Annotated in this window: 17 protein-coding genes; 13 read left to right on the top strand and 4 right to left on the bottom strand. The window is 65.9% G+C overall.

What is annotated here, in order from left to right:
- Positions 1 to 254: 254 nt before the first annotated feature.
- From ACFPO9_RS25230 to ACFPO9_RS25280, 11 genes are all read left to right on the top strand, one after another.
- Positions 255 to 1,742 carry a B12-binding domain-containing radical SAM protein gene (locus ACFPO9_RS25230; RefSeq protein WP_379777645.1) on the top strand — a complete coding sequence of 496 codons (1,488 nt, stop codon included), beginning with the start codon at positions 255 to 257 and terminating at the stop codon, positions 1,740 to 1,742.
- Between the two features lie 69 nt (positions 1,743 to 1,811).
- A complete protein-coding gene (locus ACFPO9_RS25235) occupies positions 1,812 to 2,942 on the top strand; it encodes an MlaE family ABC transporter permease (RefSeq protein WP_379776583.1) in 1,131 nt (376 codons plus the stop codon).
- Complete coding sequence (locus ACFPO9_RS25240; protein ID WP_379776585.1) at positions 2,942 to 3,766, top strand: ABC transporter ATP-binding protein; 825 nt, start codon at positions 2,942 to 2,944, stop codon at positions 3,764 to 3,766. Before ACFPO9_RS25235 ends, ACFPO9_RS25240 begins: the two co-directional genes overlap by 1 nt.
- A gap of 1 nt (position 3,767) precedes the next feature.
- Positions 3,768 to 4,715, top strand: coding sequence for an MlaD family protein (locus tag ACFPO9_RS25245; protein WP_379776588.1), 948 nt, complete (start codon positions 3,768 to 3,770; stop codon positions 4,713 to 4,715).
- Positions 4,712 to 5,368 (top strand): ABC-type transport auxiliary lipoprotein family protein, encoded by a 657-nt coding sequence (locus ACFPO9_RS25250; protein ID WP_379776590.1) that lies wholly within the window; start codon positions 4,712 to 4,714, stop codon positions 5,366 to 5,368. The genes ACFPO9_RS25245 and ACFPO9_RS25250 overlap by 4 nt, the downstream gene beginning before the upstream one ends.
- The gene (locus ACFPO9_RS25255) at positions 5,365 to 6,492 is read left to right on the top strand and encodes a VanZ family protein (protein WP_379776593.1); all 1,128 of its coding nucleotides are present in this window, start codon (positions 5,365 to 5,367) and stop codon (positions 6,490 to 6,492) included. Before ACFPO9_RS25250 ends, ACFPO9_RS25255 begins: the two co-directional genes overlap by 4 nt.
- 46 nt (positions 6,493 to 6,538) lie before the next feature.
- Positions 6,539 to 6,865: a (2Fe-2S) ferredoxin domain-containing protein gene (locus tag ACFPO9_RS25260; RefSeq protein WP_230027061.1), complete on the top strand. Its 327-nt coding sequence runs from the start codon at positions 6,539 to 6,541 to the stop codon at positions 6,863 to 6,865.
- A 16-nt stretch (positions 6,866 to 6,881) separates the two neighbouring features.
- Positions 6,882 to 7,511 (top strand): alpha/beta hydrolase, encoded by a 630-nt coding sequence (locus tag ACFPO9_RS25265; protein ID WP_379776596.1) that lies wholly within the window; start codon positions 6,882 to 6,884, stop codon positions 7,509 to 7,511.
- A 96-nt stretch (positions 7,512 to 7,607) separates the two neighbouring features.
- Positions 7,608 to 8,756 (top strand): D-alanyl-D-alanine carboxypeptidase family protein, encoded by a 1,149-nt coding sequence (locus ACFPO9_RS25270; protein ID WP_379776599.1) that lies wholly within the window; start codon positions 7,608 to 7,610, stop codon positions 8,754 to 8,756.
- A gap of 153 nt (positions 8,757 to 8,909) precedes the next feature.
- A complete protein-coding gene (locus ACFPO9_RS25275; protein ID WP_379776601.1) occupies positions 8,910 to 9,836 on the top strand; it encodes an aldo/keto reductase in 927 nt (308 codons plus the stop codon).
- Entirely contained in the window at positions 9,833 to 10,135 is a 303-nt protein-coding gene (locus ACFPO9_RS25280; protein ID WP_379776604.1) for a metal-sensitive transcriptional regulator, read from the top strand. Before ACFPO9_RS25275 ends, ACFPO9_RS25280 begins: the two co-directional genes overlap by 4 nt.
- 78 nt (positions 10,136 to 10,213) lie before the next feature.
- Here the strand turns inward: ACFPO9_RS25280 and pssA are convergent, their stop codons facing one another.
- Positions 10,214 to 10,999 carry a CDP-diacylglycerol--serine O-phosphatidyltransferase gene (pssA, locus tag ACFPO9_RS25285; RefSeq protein WP_379776607.1) on the bottom strand — a complete coding sequence of 262 codons (786 nt, stop codon included), beginning with the start codon at positions 10,997 to 10,999 and terminating at the stop codon, positions 10,214 to 10,216.
- A gap of 126 nt (positions 11,000 to 11,125) precedes the next feature.
- On the opposite strand from pssA, the gene ACFPO9_RS25290 reads away from it, so the two are divergent.
- Both ACFPO9_RS25290 and ACFPO9_RS25295 read left to right on the top strand, forming a co-directional pair.
- Positions 11,126 to 12,103, top strand: coding sequence for a CAP domain-containing protein (locus ACFPO9_RS25290; RefSeq protein ID WP_379776610.1), 978 nt, complete (start codon positions 11,126 to 11,128; stop codon positions 12,101 to 12,103).
- On the top strand, positions 12,100 to 12,693 hold the full coding sequence (locus ACFPO9_RS25295; RefSeq protein ID WP_379776613.1) for an Hpt domain-containing protein: 594 nt from the start codon (positions 12,100 to 12,102) through the stop codon (positions 12,691 to 12,693). Before ACFPO9_RS25290 ends, ACFPO9_RS25295 begins: the two co-directional genes overlap by 4 nt.
- On the opposite strand, the gene ACFPO9_RS25300 is transcribed toward ACFPO9_RS25295, so the two are convergent.
- From ACFPO9_RS25300 to ACFPO9_RS25310, 3 genes are all read right to left on the bottom strand, one after another.
- Entirely contained in the window at positions 12,683 to 12,901 is a 219-nt protein-coding gene (locus ACFPO9_RS25300) for a hypothetical protein (protein WP_379776616.1), read from the bottom strand. The genes ACFPO9_RS25295 and ACFPO9_RS25300 overlap by 11 nt on opposite strands.
- A gap of 303 nt (positions 12,902 to 13,204) precedes the next feature.
- Positions 13,205 to 13,783: a DUF1439 domain-containing protein gene (locus ACFPO9_RS25305; protein ID WP_379776618.1), complete on the bottom strand. Its 579-nt coding sequence runs from the start codon at positions 13,781 to 13,783 to the stop codon at positions 13,205 to 13,207.
- Between the two features lie 30 nt (positions 13,784 to 13,813).
- A complete protein-coding gene (locus ACFPO9_RS25310; RefSeq protein ID WP_379776621.1) occupies positions 13,814 to 14,569 on the bottom strand; it encodes an SDR family NAD(P)-dependent oxidoreductase in 756 nt (251 codons plus the stop codon).
- Positions 14,570 to 14,649 lie beyond the last annotated feature (80 nt).

Raw genomic sequence — 14,649 nt, forward strand, 5'->3', positions numbered from 1 at the left:
TCTGCGAATCGTTGTGTTCGTCAGCAGCAGAGAAGTGAGATTATGCAGTGTTTCGCTTAACTCGTCAAATCCTTTTTTGTGTCGTATCGTTCAGACACAGCTCGATGAAACTGCCCTAACTGCTTGAATCGGCAATCGTTTTCAACGAGGGAGCGAATCATATCAAAGCCACCGGCAGCCCGCAAGGCCTGCACGCGCAAATGAAGCCCAACGCGTACAATGCACCCTTTGCCGTCCAGCCGATCCGCACCGCCATGACCATCCTGCTCTCCACCCTCAACGCCCGCTATGCCCACGCTTCGCTGGGCCTGCGCTACCTGCTGGCCAATATGGGCGAGTTGCAGGCGCAAACGGCGCTGATGGAATTCGTCATCGGTGCGAAGACGACCGAGGTCGTGGAGCGCCTGCTGGCAAGGCAGCCTCGCATCGTCGGTTTTGGTGTCTATATATGGAACGTCGAAGAGACGGCCAAAGTCGTCGCCATGCTCAAGCGCGTCGCGCCCGAGGTGACGGTGGTGCTGGGCGGTCCCGAAGTCTCGTACGAGACCGACAAGCAGGAGATCGTCCGCCTGGCCGACTACACCGTCACCGGCTGGGGCGACGTCAGCTTCCCCAAACTGTGCGGCGAGATCCTGCACGGTCCCAAGCCGCTCATGAAAGTGCATGCCGGCGTCCAGCCGCCCATGGCCGACATCGCCCTGCCCTACTCTCTATATAGTAACGAGGACATCGCCCACCGCACACTGTATGTGGAAGCCTCGCGCGGCTGCCCCTTCAAGTGCGAGTTCTGCCTGTCCTCGCTGGACAAGACCGCCTGGCCCTTCGACCTCGACACCTTCCTGGCCGAGATGGAAGGCTTGTACCAGCGCGGCGCCCGCCTGTTCAAGTTTGTCGACCGCACCTTCAACCTGAACGTCAAGACCAGCCAGCGCATCATGCAGTTCTTCCTCGATAAGCTGGCGGCGCATCCGGACGACCCTGTGTATGCCCACTTCGAGCTGGTCCCCGACCACCTGCCGGAAGGGCTGAAGGCGACCATCGCCCAGTTCCCGCCGGGCGCGCTGCAGTTCGAGATCGGCATCCAGAGCTTCAACCCGGAGGTGCAGTCCCTGGTCAGCCGGCGCCAGGACAATGTCAAGGCCGCGGACAACATCCGCTGGCTGCACGAATACTCGCACGCCCACCTGCACGTCGATCTGATCGCCGGCCTGCCGGGCGAAGACGTGGCCAGCTTCGCGCGCGGCTTCGATAAGCTGGTGGAGCTGGGCCCGCACGAGATCCAGTTCGGCATCCTGAAACGCCTGCGCGGCACCCCGATCATCCGCCACACCGAGCCTTTCGGGATGGTGTTCGATCCCTATCCGCCTTATACCGTACTGGCCACCGACCGCATCGACTTCGCCACCATGCAGCGCCTGGTGCGCTTTGCCCGCTACTGGGACCTGGTCGCCAACTCGGGCCGCTTCGCCCACACCGTCAATACGCTGCTGGGCGACGCGCCCTTCGCGAACTTCATGGCCTTCTCCGACTGGATGTACACCCGCCTTGACGCCACCCACCGCATCGCCCTCGATCGCCTGGCGAAACTGGTGCAGGAGTGGCTGCAGCTGCAGGGCATGGGCGAGGACGCGGCGAAGGCCCTGCTGGCCAGCGACTATGCAGGCAAGGTCGACAAATCGACCGACAAGCAGAAGCCAGGCGCCGCAGCCCCCGAGCGCCAGGTCCGCCATCTGGCCGCGTAATAGTGCGCGCCGCGGCACGCCACTGCCGCGCGTGTGGCAGCCGCTGCAAATCTCTTTTACACTGCCGTAATGCGGATTGAAAATGCGCCAACATTAACTATCGAACATCCCAACGCCGGCGAGTCGGTGGTGGCGCGCGGCGTATGGCAGGTTCATGCGCTGGCAAAGCGCGGTGCGATCAAGAGCATCAACAAGACCCTGACCGGACTGGCCGACAAATCCTCCTTGGCCTGGGACCTGTCGGCAGTCGAGAGCCTCGACCACATCGGCGCCCAGATGTTCTGGAGCGCCTGGGGCAAGAAGCGTCCCGGCCAGCTGACCCTCGATCTGAAGCAGGAAGAACTGTTCGCGCGCCTCGAACAGGCCAGCGACATCGAGCTGCCGCGCGTGCGCACCAGTCCCTTCAACTGGATCATCCGGCTCGGTTTGGGCGTGCTGTCCTTCTTCGAGCACATGAAGGCGGTCGTGATCCTGATCGGCCAGGTGGTCCAGGACGTCGGCCGCTTCATCCGCCATCCGATGGCGGGTCCGTGGCGCGAGATCTCCGCCAACATCTATCACTCCGGCTTCCAGGCGCTGGGCATCACCGCCCTGGTCGGCTTCCTGATCGGGATCGTGCTGTCCTACCTGTCGGCGCAGCAGCTGCGCATGTTCGGCGGCGACATCTACCTGGTCAACATCCTCGGCATGGCCGTCATCCGCGAACTGGGGCCGCTGCTGGCGGCGATCCTGGTGGCGGGCCGCTCCGGCTCCTCGATTACCGCGCAGCTGGGAGTGATGCGGGTGACCGAGGAACTCGATGCGATGCTCGTGATGGGCATTTCGCACGGCTTCCGCCTGATCATGCCGAAGGTGCTGGCGCTGGCGATCGCGATGCCCTTGCTGGTGATCTGGACCGACGCCATGGCCCTGCTGGGCGGGATGATCGCGGCCAAGGTCGAGCTGCACCTGTCGCTGCGCTACTTCATCCAGAAGCTGCCGTCGGCGGTGCCGATCGTGAACTACATGATCGGCCTGGGCAAGGGCATCGTGTTCGGCATGCTGATCGCCTTGACGGCCTGCCATTTCGGCCTGCGCATCAAGCCCAACACGGAAAGCCTGGGCCGCCTGACGACGACCTCGGTGGTCACCGCGATCACCGTCGTCATCATGGCCAACGCCGTGTTCGCGATCGTCTTTTCCAGCGTGGGGTTCAACTGATGATGAACCTGAAACCGGACGAAAAAGTCGGGCCGCCGGTGGTCCAGATCCGCAACCTGTGGACCCGCTTCGGCCGCACCGTGGTGCACCAGGACCTGAACCTCGACATCTACGCCGGCGAGATCCTGTCCATCGTCGGCGGTTCCGGCACCGGCAAGACCGTGCTGCTGCGCCAGATGCTGGGCCTTGAGCATCCGTCGAGCGGCTCGGTGACGGTGTTCGGCGAAGACGTCAGCAACGCCAGCCCGGAACAGCTGCAGCGCATGCGCAACCACTGGGGCATGCTGTTCCAGCAGGGCGCCCTGTACTCGGCGCTGACGGTGTTCGACAACATCGCCCTGCCGCTGCGCGAGCTGCGCGCCCTGCCCGAGGATGTGATCCGCGACGCCGTGCTGCTGAAGATGAACATGGTGGGCCTGGGCCCGGGCGACGCCAACAAGATGCCGTCCGACCTGTCGGGCGGGATGGTCAAGCGCGCCGCGCTGGCGCGCGCCCTTGCGCTCGAACCCCAGCTATTGTTCCTGGATGAGCCCACCGCCGGCCTGGACCCCGACCTGTCGGATACTTTCGTCGAGTTGATCCAGACCCTGCACAACGAGCTGCACCTGACCGTGGTGATGGTCACGCACGACCTGGACACGCTGTTCGCGCTGTCCTCGCGCATCGCGGTGCTGGCCGAGAAGCACGTGCTGGCGGTCGGCCCCGCGTGCGACGTGCTGCGCGTGGAGCACCCATTCATCAAACAATTTTTCCTCGGCCCGCGCGGCCAGCGCGCGCTGGAAGTGCTGGAAGAACGCTACGCAGGAAAGGAATCGGAAGACTGACATGGAAAACAGATCGTATGCCCTGATGACGGGCTTTTTCACGGTCGCGCTGCTGGTGGCGGCCGTCCTGATCGGCCTCTGGCTCAATCGCGACAGCACCAAGATGCGTCCGTACGAGATCGTCACCACCCAGACCATCCCCGGCCTGAACCCGCAAGCCGCGGTGCGCTACCGCGGCCTGGAGGTCGGGCGCATCGACGACATCGTGTTCGACCCGCGCGTGACGGGCCAGATCCTGATCAGGCTGTCGATCGCGGAAGGCGCCCCGGTCACCACCACCACCTTCGCCTCGCTCGGCTACCAGGGCGTGACCGGCATCGCCTTCATCCAGCTCGACGACGACCGCACCGGCTCGCCGCTGCTGGCCAGCGACAAGGGCCACGTGGCGCGCATCCCGCTGCGCCCCGGCCTGCTGGACCAGCTGGAAAAGCGCGGCCTGTCCATCCTCGAGAAGACCGAGCAGATCACGAATAGCCTCAACAAGATCGTCAGCGAGGAAAACGCCGAGAAGATCACGAGCGCGGTCGACAACATCAGCAAGGCGGCCCAGGCCTATGGCGAGATCCCGAAACAGCTGCAGCCCACCCTGGCGCGCATGCCGGAGCTGACCGCCAAGCTGGATCGCACCATGACCTCGGTGAACGAGCTGTCCACCAGCGCCACCGGCGCGGTGCGTAATTACGACCGCCTGGCCACCAGCCTGCAGGCGCCGGGCGGGCCGATCGACCGCGCCGCCGGCGCCATCGCTTCGCTCGAAGGCGTGACCTCCGACCTCGAGATGCGCACCCTGCCGCACCTGACCGACATGACCGACGAGGCCCGCATCTCGCTGCGCGCCGTGCGCCGCACCGTGACCAATATCGGCGACCGCCCGCAGAGCATCCTGTTCGGCGCGGCCAAGGCCCAACCCGGCCCCGGCGAGCCCGGCTTCGTACCTCCGACCAAATGAATGAGGAAACCGTGACCCTGCTCAGTGCAAACCTACCTAGGCACCGCCTCATCGCCGTCCTTGCCGCAGGCGCCCTGCTGCTCACCGGCTGCGCCTCGCAAAAGGGCGAACCCACCACCCAGTTCGACTTCGGTCCGGCCATGCCCGTACAGGCAGCCGTGCAGAGCGCGCAAGCGGCGCCGGTCGGCGCGATCGTCGTCACCGACCTCACCGGCTCCAGCGCCCTCGACAGCGAGCGCATGTTCTACCGCCTGAGCTATGCCGACGCCCTGCAGGCGCGCACCTATGCCAACAGCCGCTGGACCGCGAACCCGCTGCAGATGATGACGCAGCGCCTCAAAACCCGGATCTCCCAGTCCGGCGCCAAGGTACTGTCGGAAACCGATGCCTCGAACGGCATCCCGATCCTGCGCGTCGACGTCGACGAATTCGTCCACAACTTCACCGGCGTGGCGCAGAGCGAAGGCCAGGTCGCGCTGCGCGCCTCGGTGTTCCAGGGCCATACGCTGGTCGACCAGCGCAGCTTTGCCCGGACCACCGCGGCCGGCAGCGCCGACGCGGCGGGCGGCGCGCGTGCGCTGGCGGCGAGCACCGACGCCATCGCCGCCGACATCGTGGCCTGGCTGGGCACCCTGAACATCAGTCGCCGATGACCCTGACGGAAGACGAGGCGAGGCCGCGCGCATCCCCGGTGGCGCGCGCCGCCCTGCTGGCCTACCTGCTGCTGATCGTGTATGCGAGCTGGTTCCCGTTCTCGGGCTGGCGCAGCAGCGGGCTGTCGCCCTTCGCCTTCCTGAACCTGCAGCCGCAGCGCTACTGGACCGGCTTCGACGTGATGGTCAACATCGTCGGCTACATGCCGCTCGGCGTGCTGTTCGTGCTGGCCCTGCACCCGCTGGTGCGCGGCATGTGGGCGGTACTGGTGGCGGCCGTGTGCGGCGTGCTGGTGTCGGGCACCATGGAAGTGGTGCAGAACTTCCTGCCGACGCGCGTGCCCTCGAATCTCGACCTGGTGACGAATGCCGGCGGCTGCCTGGCCGGCGCGGTGCTCGGGCTCCTGTTTGCGCCGCTGCTGCTGAACCAGAGCCGCCTGCAGCGCCTGCGCCAGCGCTGGTTTGCCGCGCATGCGAGCCAGGGCCTGGTGCTGGTGGCGCTGTGGCCGCTGGCCCAGGTCTATCCGCAGGGTTACCTGTTCGGCAATGGCCAGATCCTGCCGCTGCTGTCGGAATGGCTGTCCGAATGGCTCGACACCGACATCGACCTGGTCGCCCTGATCCGCGGCAGCGCCGGCATGACGGTCGAGCAGTACTGGCTGTCCGAGATCGTGATCACGGCCTGCGGCATGACCGGCGCCGCCCTGACCCTGCTGTGCCTGGCCCGCCGCACCGCGCCGCGCCTGGGGCTGATGCTGGCCCTGGTGTTCGCGGGCGTGCTGGTGAAGATCCTGGCAAGCTCGCTGTTCTTCTCGCCGGATAACGCCCTCACCTGGGTCACGCCCGGCGCCCAGGGCGGCTTCCTGATCGGCCTGATCATGCTGGCCGGCCTGGCCTTCGCGCCCCAGGTCGCGCAGCGCCGCCTGGCGGTGGTGACGCTGGTGCTGGCCCTGATTGTCGTGAACACGATCCCGGCGAATCCGTATTTCGTCGCCACCCTGCAGGCCTGGCAGCAGGGTAAATTCCTGAACTTCAATGGCGCCGCCCAGTTCATGGGCATGGCCTGGCCCTTCTTTGCCCTCTGGTTCCTGCTGCTGCCCTCGCACCGCCTGAACCGCCAGTGATAAGGGCGTATCATAGCGGGCAGGTGCACACACTATCGAGACCGACATGAGCGACGAAAAACCTTTTTACGAACACCACGTGTTCTTCTGCATGAACGTGCGCGAAGGCGAAGGCTGCCGCCCGAGCTGCGGCAAGCACGGCGCCGAGACCGCCCAGAAGCACGCCAAGAAGCGCATCAAGGAACTCGGCCTGAACGGCCAGGGCAAGGTGCGCATCAACCAGTCCGGCTGCCTGGACCGCTGCGAGGAGGGCCCGGTGGTCGTGGTCTACCCGCAGGGCACCTGGTACACCTACGTGGACACCTCGGACATCGACGAGATCATCGACCGCCACCTGCTCAAGGGCGAAGTGGTCGAGCGTTTGAAAATCTGATCTTCTTTAGTACGCAATGAACAAGCATTCACAAAAGTTTTACCTGACCGGCCACGCCGGCAAGATGGAGTGCATGCTGGACGAGCCGGAAGGTCCGCCGCGCGGCATCGCCCTGGTCGCCCACCCGCACCCGCTGTATGGCGGCACCATGGAGAACAAGGTCGCGCAGACGCTGGCGCGCGCCTTCGTCGGCCTGGGCTACGTGACAGCCCGCTTCAACTTCCGCGGCGTCGGCGAATCCGAGGGCGCGTATGACGATGGCCGCGGCGAGGTCGACGACATGCAGGTCATGTATGCGCATATGGTCGAACAGTATCCCGGCCTGCCGGTCGCGCTGACCGGCTTCTCCTTCGGCACCTTCGTCCAGGCCCAGCTGCAGCAGCGCCTGGAAGCCCAGGGCCACCCGGCCGAGCGGCTGGTGCTGGTGGGGACGGCGGCCGGCAAATGGCCGATGCCGGCGGTCCCCGCGGACACCATCCTGATCCACGGCGAGCTTGACGATACGATCACATTGCAGCAGGTGTTCGACTGGGCGCGCCCGCTCGACATCCCGGTGACGGTGATCCCGGGCGCCGACCATTTCTTCCACCGCAGGCTGGTTCACATTAAAAATCTTGTCGCGCAAATGTGGCGGCGTGACATTTGAAGCGGTCACTGGCCTATAATGGTCCGTCTTTGTTTTAGGCAATGCTCACGGGCATTGCCTTTGCGTCATCGTCCCTCTGATTTCCTCTTGCCTCCCATGAAAAAGCTAATCGCCGCGCTGGCCGCCAGTGCACTCCTGATGTCGGCCGCCCATGCGCAACAAGTGCCGCCCCCGCAAATCGCCGCCCGTTCCTGGACCCTGCTGGATGTGACCAGCGGCCAGATCATCGCCTCGCAGGATGCGGACACCCGCATCGAGCCGGCTTCGCTCACCAAGGTCATGACCGCCTACGTGGTCTTCGGCGCCCTCCGCGACAAGAAGATCTCGCTGGACCAGAAGGTCAACGTGTCGGTGCGCGCCTGGAAGGTCGACGGCAGCAGCTCGAAGATGTTCATCGACCCGGCCACCCCGGTTTCGATCAACGACCTGCTGTACGGCCTGATGGTCCAGTCGGGTAACGACGCCGCGGTGGCGCTGGCCGAAGCCGTGGCCGGCGACGAAGGCACCTTCGCCCACCTGATGAACGAACAGGCCCAGCGCATGGGCATGAAGAACACCAAGTTCGCCAATCCGCACGGCCTGCCCAGCCCGGACAACTACTCGACCGCGCGCGACCTGTCGATCCTGGCCTCGCACGTGATCAAGGACTTCCCCGAGTTCTACAAGATCGACTCGGTCAAGGAATTCACCTATAACAAGATCAAGCAGCAGAACCGCAACCGCCTGCTGTGGCTCGATCCGACCGTCGACGGCATGAAGACCGGCCACACCGAAGCCTCGGGCTATTCGATGATCGCCTCGGCCCACCGCCCGAACGGCACGTCCGGCGAGCGCCGCCTGGTCTCGGTGCTGTCCGGCGCGAATTCGGACGGGGCCCGTACCGCCGAAAGCCAGAAGCTGCTGAACTGGGGCTTCCAGAACTTCGACACCGTCAAGCTGTACGCGAAGGGGCAGGCGATCGCCACCCCGGAAGTGTGGAAGGGCTCGAAGTCGACCGTGAAGATCGGCTTCCCCAACGACGTGCTGGTGACCGTGCCGAAGGGCGTGGCGCAGAAGATGAAGCCGGTCCTCGAACGCAAGGACCCGCTGGTCGCCCCGCTGGCCCTGAACGGCCGCGTCGGCACCCTGAAGATGATGGTCGACGGGAAGCCGCTGCTGGCGCTGCCGGTGGTGTCGCTGGAAGAGGTGTCGGAAGCGTCGATCATCGGGCGTGCCTGGGATTCGATGCGTTTGTGGATGAAGTAATTCCGGCGGCGCCGGAATTACTGTAGGGTGGGCACCCCGTGCCCACGCGTGAAGCTGGCATCATGTTGGCCGCTCCGCGTGGGCACAGGGTGCCCACCCTACGTCGTTTACGGGACAGCTATAATCTGGCGAACCGATCAAAGGAATATCACCATGACCCACGCCCTCCCCCGCGACCTGCACTGCCCCCGCATCGCCACCCGCGCGAACGGACTCGAACTGTCCCGCATCGTCGCCGGCATGTGGCGCATGGTCGAGTGGAACATGACGGTCGGGCAGCGCATCGCCCTGATCGAGCAGTGCATCGCGATGGGCGTGAGCTCCTTCGACCATGCCGACATCTACGGCAACTACGGCGTCGAAGGCCAGTTCGGCGAAGCCCTGCGCGCCCAGCCTGCGCTGCGCGACCGGATCCAGTTGATCAGCAAGTGCGGCATCAAGCTGCTGTCGAATAAACGCCCCGAACACGCGATCCAGCACTACGACACCACCGCCGCGCACATCGTCGCATCCGCGGAGGAATCGCTGCGCCAGCTGCATACCGACCGCCTCGACCTGCTGCTGATCCACCGCCCCGATCCGCTGATGGACTTCGACGAGATCGCCGAGGCCTTCACGCGCCTGAAACAGGCCGGCAAGGTGCTGCACGTGGGCGTGTCGAACTTCAGCCGCCACCAGTTCGAGGCGCTGAACCGCCGCGTCGAGCTGGCCACCAACCAGGTCGAATTCTCGCCGCTGCACGTGGCGCCGATGTTCGACGAGACCTTCGACGGCCTGCAGGATCTGAAAGTGGCGCCGATGATCTGGTCGCCGCTGGCCGGCGGCCACCTGTTCACCTCGAACGAGGCCAATGCCGAGAACCTGCGCCTGGTGGTCAAGGAGATCGCCGACCGCCTGCACCAGCCTTTCGCCAGCGTGATCTTCGCCTGGATCATGCAGCTGCCCTCGAACCCGGTCCCGCTGACCGGCAGCGGCCGCATCGAGGCCATCGCGGTGGCGGTGGCCGGCACGACCTTCAAGCTGTCGCGCACCGACTGGTTCGCGATCCTGCGCGCGGCGCGCGGCCACGAAGTCGCATGACGGTCGCTATCGTCGAGGGCCGCGCCCTCAGCGGACAGCAGAAGAAGGATTTGCTGAACCGCCTGGCGCGGGTGGAGGGCCAGCTGCGCGGCATCCAGAAGCTGGTGGCGCTGGCCGACGCGCCGGCCGACTGCGATGCCGTCGCCCAGCAGATGGCGGCGGCGAGAAAGGCGCTCGACCGGTCTTTCGTGCAGCTGCTGACGGCCAGTATCGTCAACCAGACCGGGAATGCGGCGGATCTGGATGCAGCAAAAGAAAGCGCCGCTCATCTGGCGGCGCTGTTGGACAAGTTTGCCTGAACGGCGCGCGTGGGCTCGGGGAGCCCACCCTACATTCCTCGGTAGGGTGGGCGCCCCGTGCCCACGCATGCGCAAACATCAATCCTCATAAACCTTCGGCGGCTCCACGCCGCGCCACCCGCCCTGCCACGCCAAATTCAGCAGCAGCGTCGCGCTGATATACAGCACGAAGAACAGCGCGAAAAAGCGCGTGCGCAGCAGCACCAGCAGCAGCACGCACACGCCCAGCGCCACGAACACCGCTTTCGATTTCGGCTGCTTCGAGCTGGGGAAGCGGATCGTCGAGACCATCAGCGCGCCCACCGCCACCATCAGCAGCATCACCAGGAAAGCACGGCCCATCTCGGTGGCGGCCACCGGGTCGGGCCAGGCCACCACCACCGCGGCCACGCAGGCCGCGCCGGCGGTGATGGGCATGCCGACGAAGTAGCGCGGGTCGGTCCGGCCCACCATCACATTGAAGCGCGCCAGGCGCAGGGCGCCGCAGGCCACGAACACGAAGCAGGCCAGGCCGCCCATGCGCACCAGGGTCGGATGGTCGGCGCCCATCTGCGCGAAGCCGTAGCAGTACAGCAGCAGGCCGGGGGCGCAGCCGAAGTTCATCACGTCGGCGATCGAATCGAGCTGCACGCCGAAGTCCGACTGGGTGTTGGTGGCGCGCGCGACAAAGCCGTCGAGCGCGTCGAAGACGCCGGCCAGCACCAGCAGGATGGCTGCCAGGCGGTAGTCGTCCGGATTACCCACCGGGGCGTTGTCGACCGAAATGACGATGCTGCCGAAGCCGCAGGCGATCGACAGCAGGGTCACGAAACTGGGCAGGGCGAACTTGGCGCGCGCGAGGCGCTGCTGGCGGCTAGGCTTCAAATTGACGACTCGACAAAAGGAAAGAATGGCTTATTTTACATGGACTTAGGGCTGCGCATGGATCGCGGAATTAGCCTAGAATGGGAGCTCTTTGACCCCGGTATTGACGGAAGTTGGGAGTATTACATGATGAGCAAAACGCAACCTGCGAAGAGCCTGATCGCCGCCTTCATCGCCGCCCTGGCGCTGGCAGCCTGCGGCGGCGGCTCGGACAGCGGCAGCGCGAATGGCGCGAATGGCGCCACCGGCTCCACGGGCGGGTCCACCGGATTCTCGGGGCTGGACGCCTCGGCGCCGGTCCTGACCAATAACGTCGCCACCGACGGTTTCAACTGGATCAACTACCGCCGCAGCCAGGCCGGCGTCGGCGCGCTGGCGCGCAACAGCCAGCTCGACCGTTCGTCGCAGGCCCACTCGGACTACCAGCGCCTGAACAACCTGGTCACCCACGACGAGCAATCCAACCGGGCCGGCTACACCGGCGCCACGGTGGAAGCCCGCGTGCAGGCCGCCGGCTACACGCTGGTGCCGAACTACGCTTCGGGCGAGATCATCGCCGCCACCACCAACAACACCGGCTTCTACATGGCCGAGGAACTGGTCACGGCGATCTACCACCGCTTCGTGATGTTCGAGCCGCTGTTCAAGGACATGGGCACCGGCTCGGCCACCGCCGCCGCCAGCTACATCTACTTCACCACGAACCTGGGCGCCACCCGCGGCTACAGTCCGGGCCTGCCCAGCCACGCCATCGTGTCCTGGCCCTTCAACGGCCAGACCGGGGTGCAGCGCAACTTCTTCAGCGATTTCGAGGAGCCGGATCCGGTCCCGGACACCAACGAGGTCGGCTACCCGATCAGCGTGCACGCGAACCTGACCGAGCCGGTCGCCGTGACGAGCTTCACGGTGCGCGTGCGCGGCGCCGCCAACAGCCTGGCGACGCGCCTGCTGGTGAAGGGCCAGGATCCCAACACGACCATGGCCTCGGTGGCGGCGATCGTTCCGCTGGCCCCGCTGGCGGCCAACACCACCTACGACGTGAGCTTCAACGGTACCGTGGGAGGCGCGGCAGTCAGCAAGACCTGGTCGTTCACGACCAGATGAGCGAGTCCGCCGGCCAGCAAGCGGCTTCCGCTCCCTCTCTGCCCGCCATCAACCGCGCGGACGGCATCGCCCGCCTGATGGGCGACGCCGCCCTGTTCGCGCGCGTGCTGGCGCGCTTCCGCAAGGACTACCGGCACGCGGCCGTGCGCATCCGCGAGACCCTGGCCGCCGGCGACATCGAGGTGGCGCAGCGCCAGGCGCATACGCTCAAGGGCGCGGCCGGGATGATCGAGGCGGTGCCGCTACGCGAGGCGGCGCAGGCGCTGGAACAGGCGCTGCGCCGCGGCGACGGCCATCTGGCGCCGCGCCTGGCGCGGCTGGAGCATGCGCTCGAACGGGTGCTGCTCGAACTGGATGCGGACGAAGGCATCGCGCCGGCGGCGGCGCCCGTGCAGCAGATCGACGGCCGCGGCGCGGCCACGGCGCAGTTGCGCGCCCTGCTCGAGGACGGCAACGGCGACGCGGTCGACCTGGTGCAGGACGCCGCGCCGAGCTTGACGAGGGAATTGGGAGAAGAACGCTACCGCAGGATCGCGGCAGCGATCGAGGTCTTCGACTTCGAAGGCGCGCTGGCCTGGCTCAGCGCGTGAATTCGGCTTCTTCGTCGAAGGCGTCGGAACAGGATTTGCCGCAGAACCGGCGCACGCTGTCCAAGGGTTTGTCGCAGTACCAACACGCGCCTTTCGGCGGGAGGCTGAGACGCGTTGGTACCGGCGTGGCGCCGGTATTGATCGTCGCGGCGACGAGCGGCTCGACGGCCAGCCCCTTCTCCGGAAAACTTTCCTGTATCGTTTCCAAGATCACCCCCTTACCGGCTGCGCTTCAGTAACGCAAAGATTACTTTAGTGGAACACCATGTGCATGAGAAAGCGCAAGCGCGGCTTGTCCATTGCATGCTGATGCGCACCGAAGTCGACGCAAGTTTGCGCCGATTGCGTTACCTCCGCAATGGCGAGCCTGCGACAGTCTTGGTGGCGCAACAGTGACGGCACTCCACGATGCATCGAAGCGAACGATGCCGGACTTCCAGCTGCGAGAAATAATAGCAGTATTAACAACAGCTGCTTGGGGCCGTTCAATCGTGCGCGTGGCGCGCAGGCGTCAGCGCTGGGGTTCGACGGTCACGACCAGCGCGCCGGGGATGGTATCGAGGCGGGTCGGCACGAACTGCGCGCCCGCATAGCGCAGGTCTTCGGTGCGGAAGCTGTAGATCGCGACGTCGCGCACCAGCTGGTTCATGAGGACATCCGCCGCGCGTCCGAGGTCCCTGGCGCGGGCGCCCTCCATGCCCTGGATATCGAAGCGGTCGACGTGGGCGTCGGCCATGAACACGCCGCTGCGCGCGGCATCCACGTACAGGTGGCCGGACAGGGTCATGACGCCGGCCCAGGACTGGCGCAGGAAGGGCGGCGACACCGACACGTCCATCGTCAGCGCCACGCGGTCGCTGTCGGGCAGGATCGCCAGCTGCGGGCGGGTGAGCTGGACGTCGAACAGTTCGAGCAGGCGATTCCGAAGCGGGAAGCGGCGCTCCAGGCCCGCCTGCAGCCTGGATTGCGGGATCTCGACGCGGCGCGGGCCGCTGAGGCTTGCGCAGGAAGCCAGCATGGCGCTTGCGGCTACCGCCATGCAGCCCGCCATCGTCAAGCCGAAACGCCGCCGCGTGATCCCCTTTTCCATGCCCGCCTCGTTCGTGAACTGTTCAGTAAATTATAAGCCCATTCCACCCGAGGCTTCGATACGCTGCCCGGTGATCCACGCGCTGCCCTCGGCCAGCAGGCTGGCGGCCGCGCCGCCGATATCGTCCGCCAGGCCGGCGCGTCCCAGCGCCGTCTGCGATACGACCCAGGCGTTGATGGCGGCATCGTCGCGCACGCGGCCGCCGCCGAAATCGGTGGCGATGGCGCCCGGCGCCAGCGTGTTCACCGAGATCCGGCGGTCCGCCAGTTCGCGCGCCAGGTAGCGGGTCAGCACCTCGACACCGCCCTTGGCCGCGGCATAGGCGCCGGCGCCGGCCAGCGTGAAGCGGGTCAGGCCGCTGGAGATGTTCAGGATGCGTCCGCCGTCATTGAGGCGCGGCGCCAGCGCCTGGGTCAGGAACAGGGCCGATTTCAAATGGATCGCGATCATGCTGTCGAACTGCGCTTCGCTCAGCTCCATCAGCGGCACGTGCAGGCCGCTGCCGGCGTTATTGACCAGGATGTCGAAGCGTTCGCGGCCCCATGCGGCCAGGGTGGCGTCGACCTGTTTGGCGAAGCCGACAAACGCGCCGCTGTCGGCCACGTCCAGCTGGAAGGCGGCGGCACGGCATCCCAGCGCCTTGACTTCCGCCACGGTGTCCAGCGCCGCCGCTTCGTTCTGCTGGTAAGTCAGGATGATGTCGACGCCGTCGCGCGCCAGGTGCAGGGCCATGCTGCGGCCCAGGCCGCGGCTGCCGCCGGTGATGATCGCAATACGCTTGTTCATGGAAGCCTCCTTTTGTAAGAAGAGTCCAGTGTATTCTTCCACTGGGCTGCAATAAAGCCGCCAAAATCGAATTGACTTTG

The sequence above is a fragment of the Massilia aerilata genome, from assembly GCF_042656905.1.
GTDB lineage: Bacteria > Pseudomonadota > Gammaproteobacteria > Burkholderiales > Burkholderiaceae_D > Telluria > Telluria aerilata.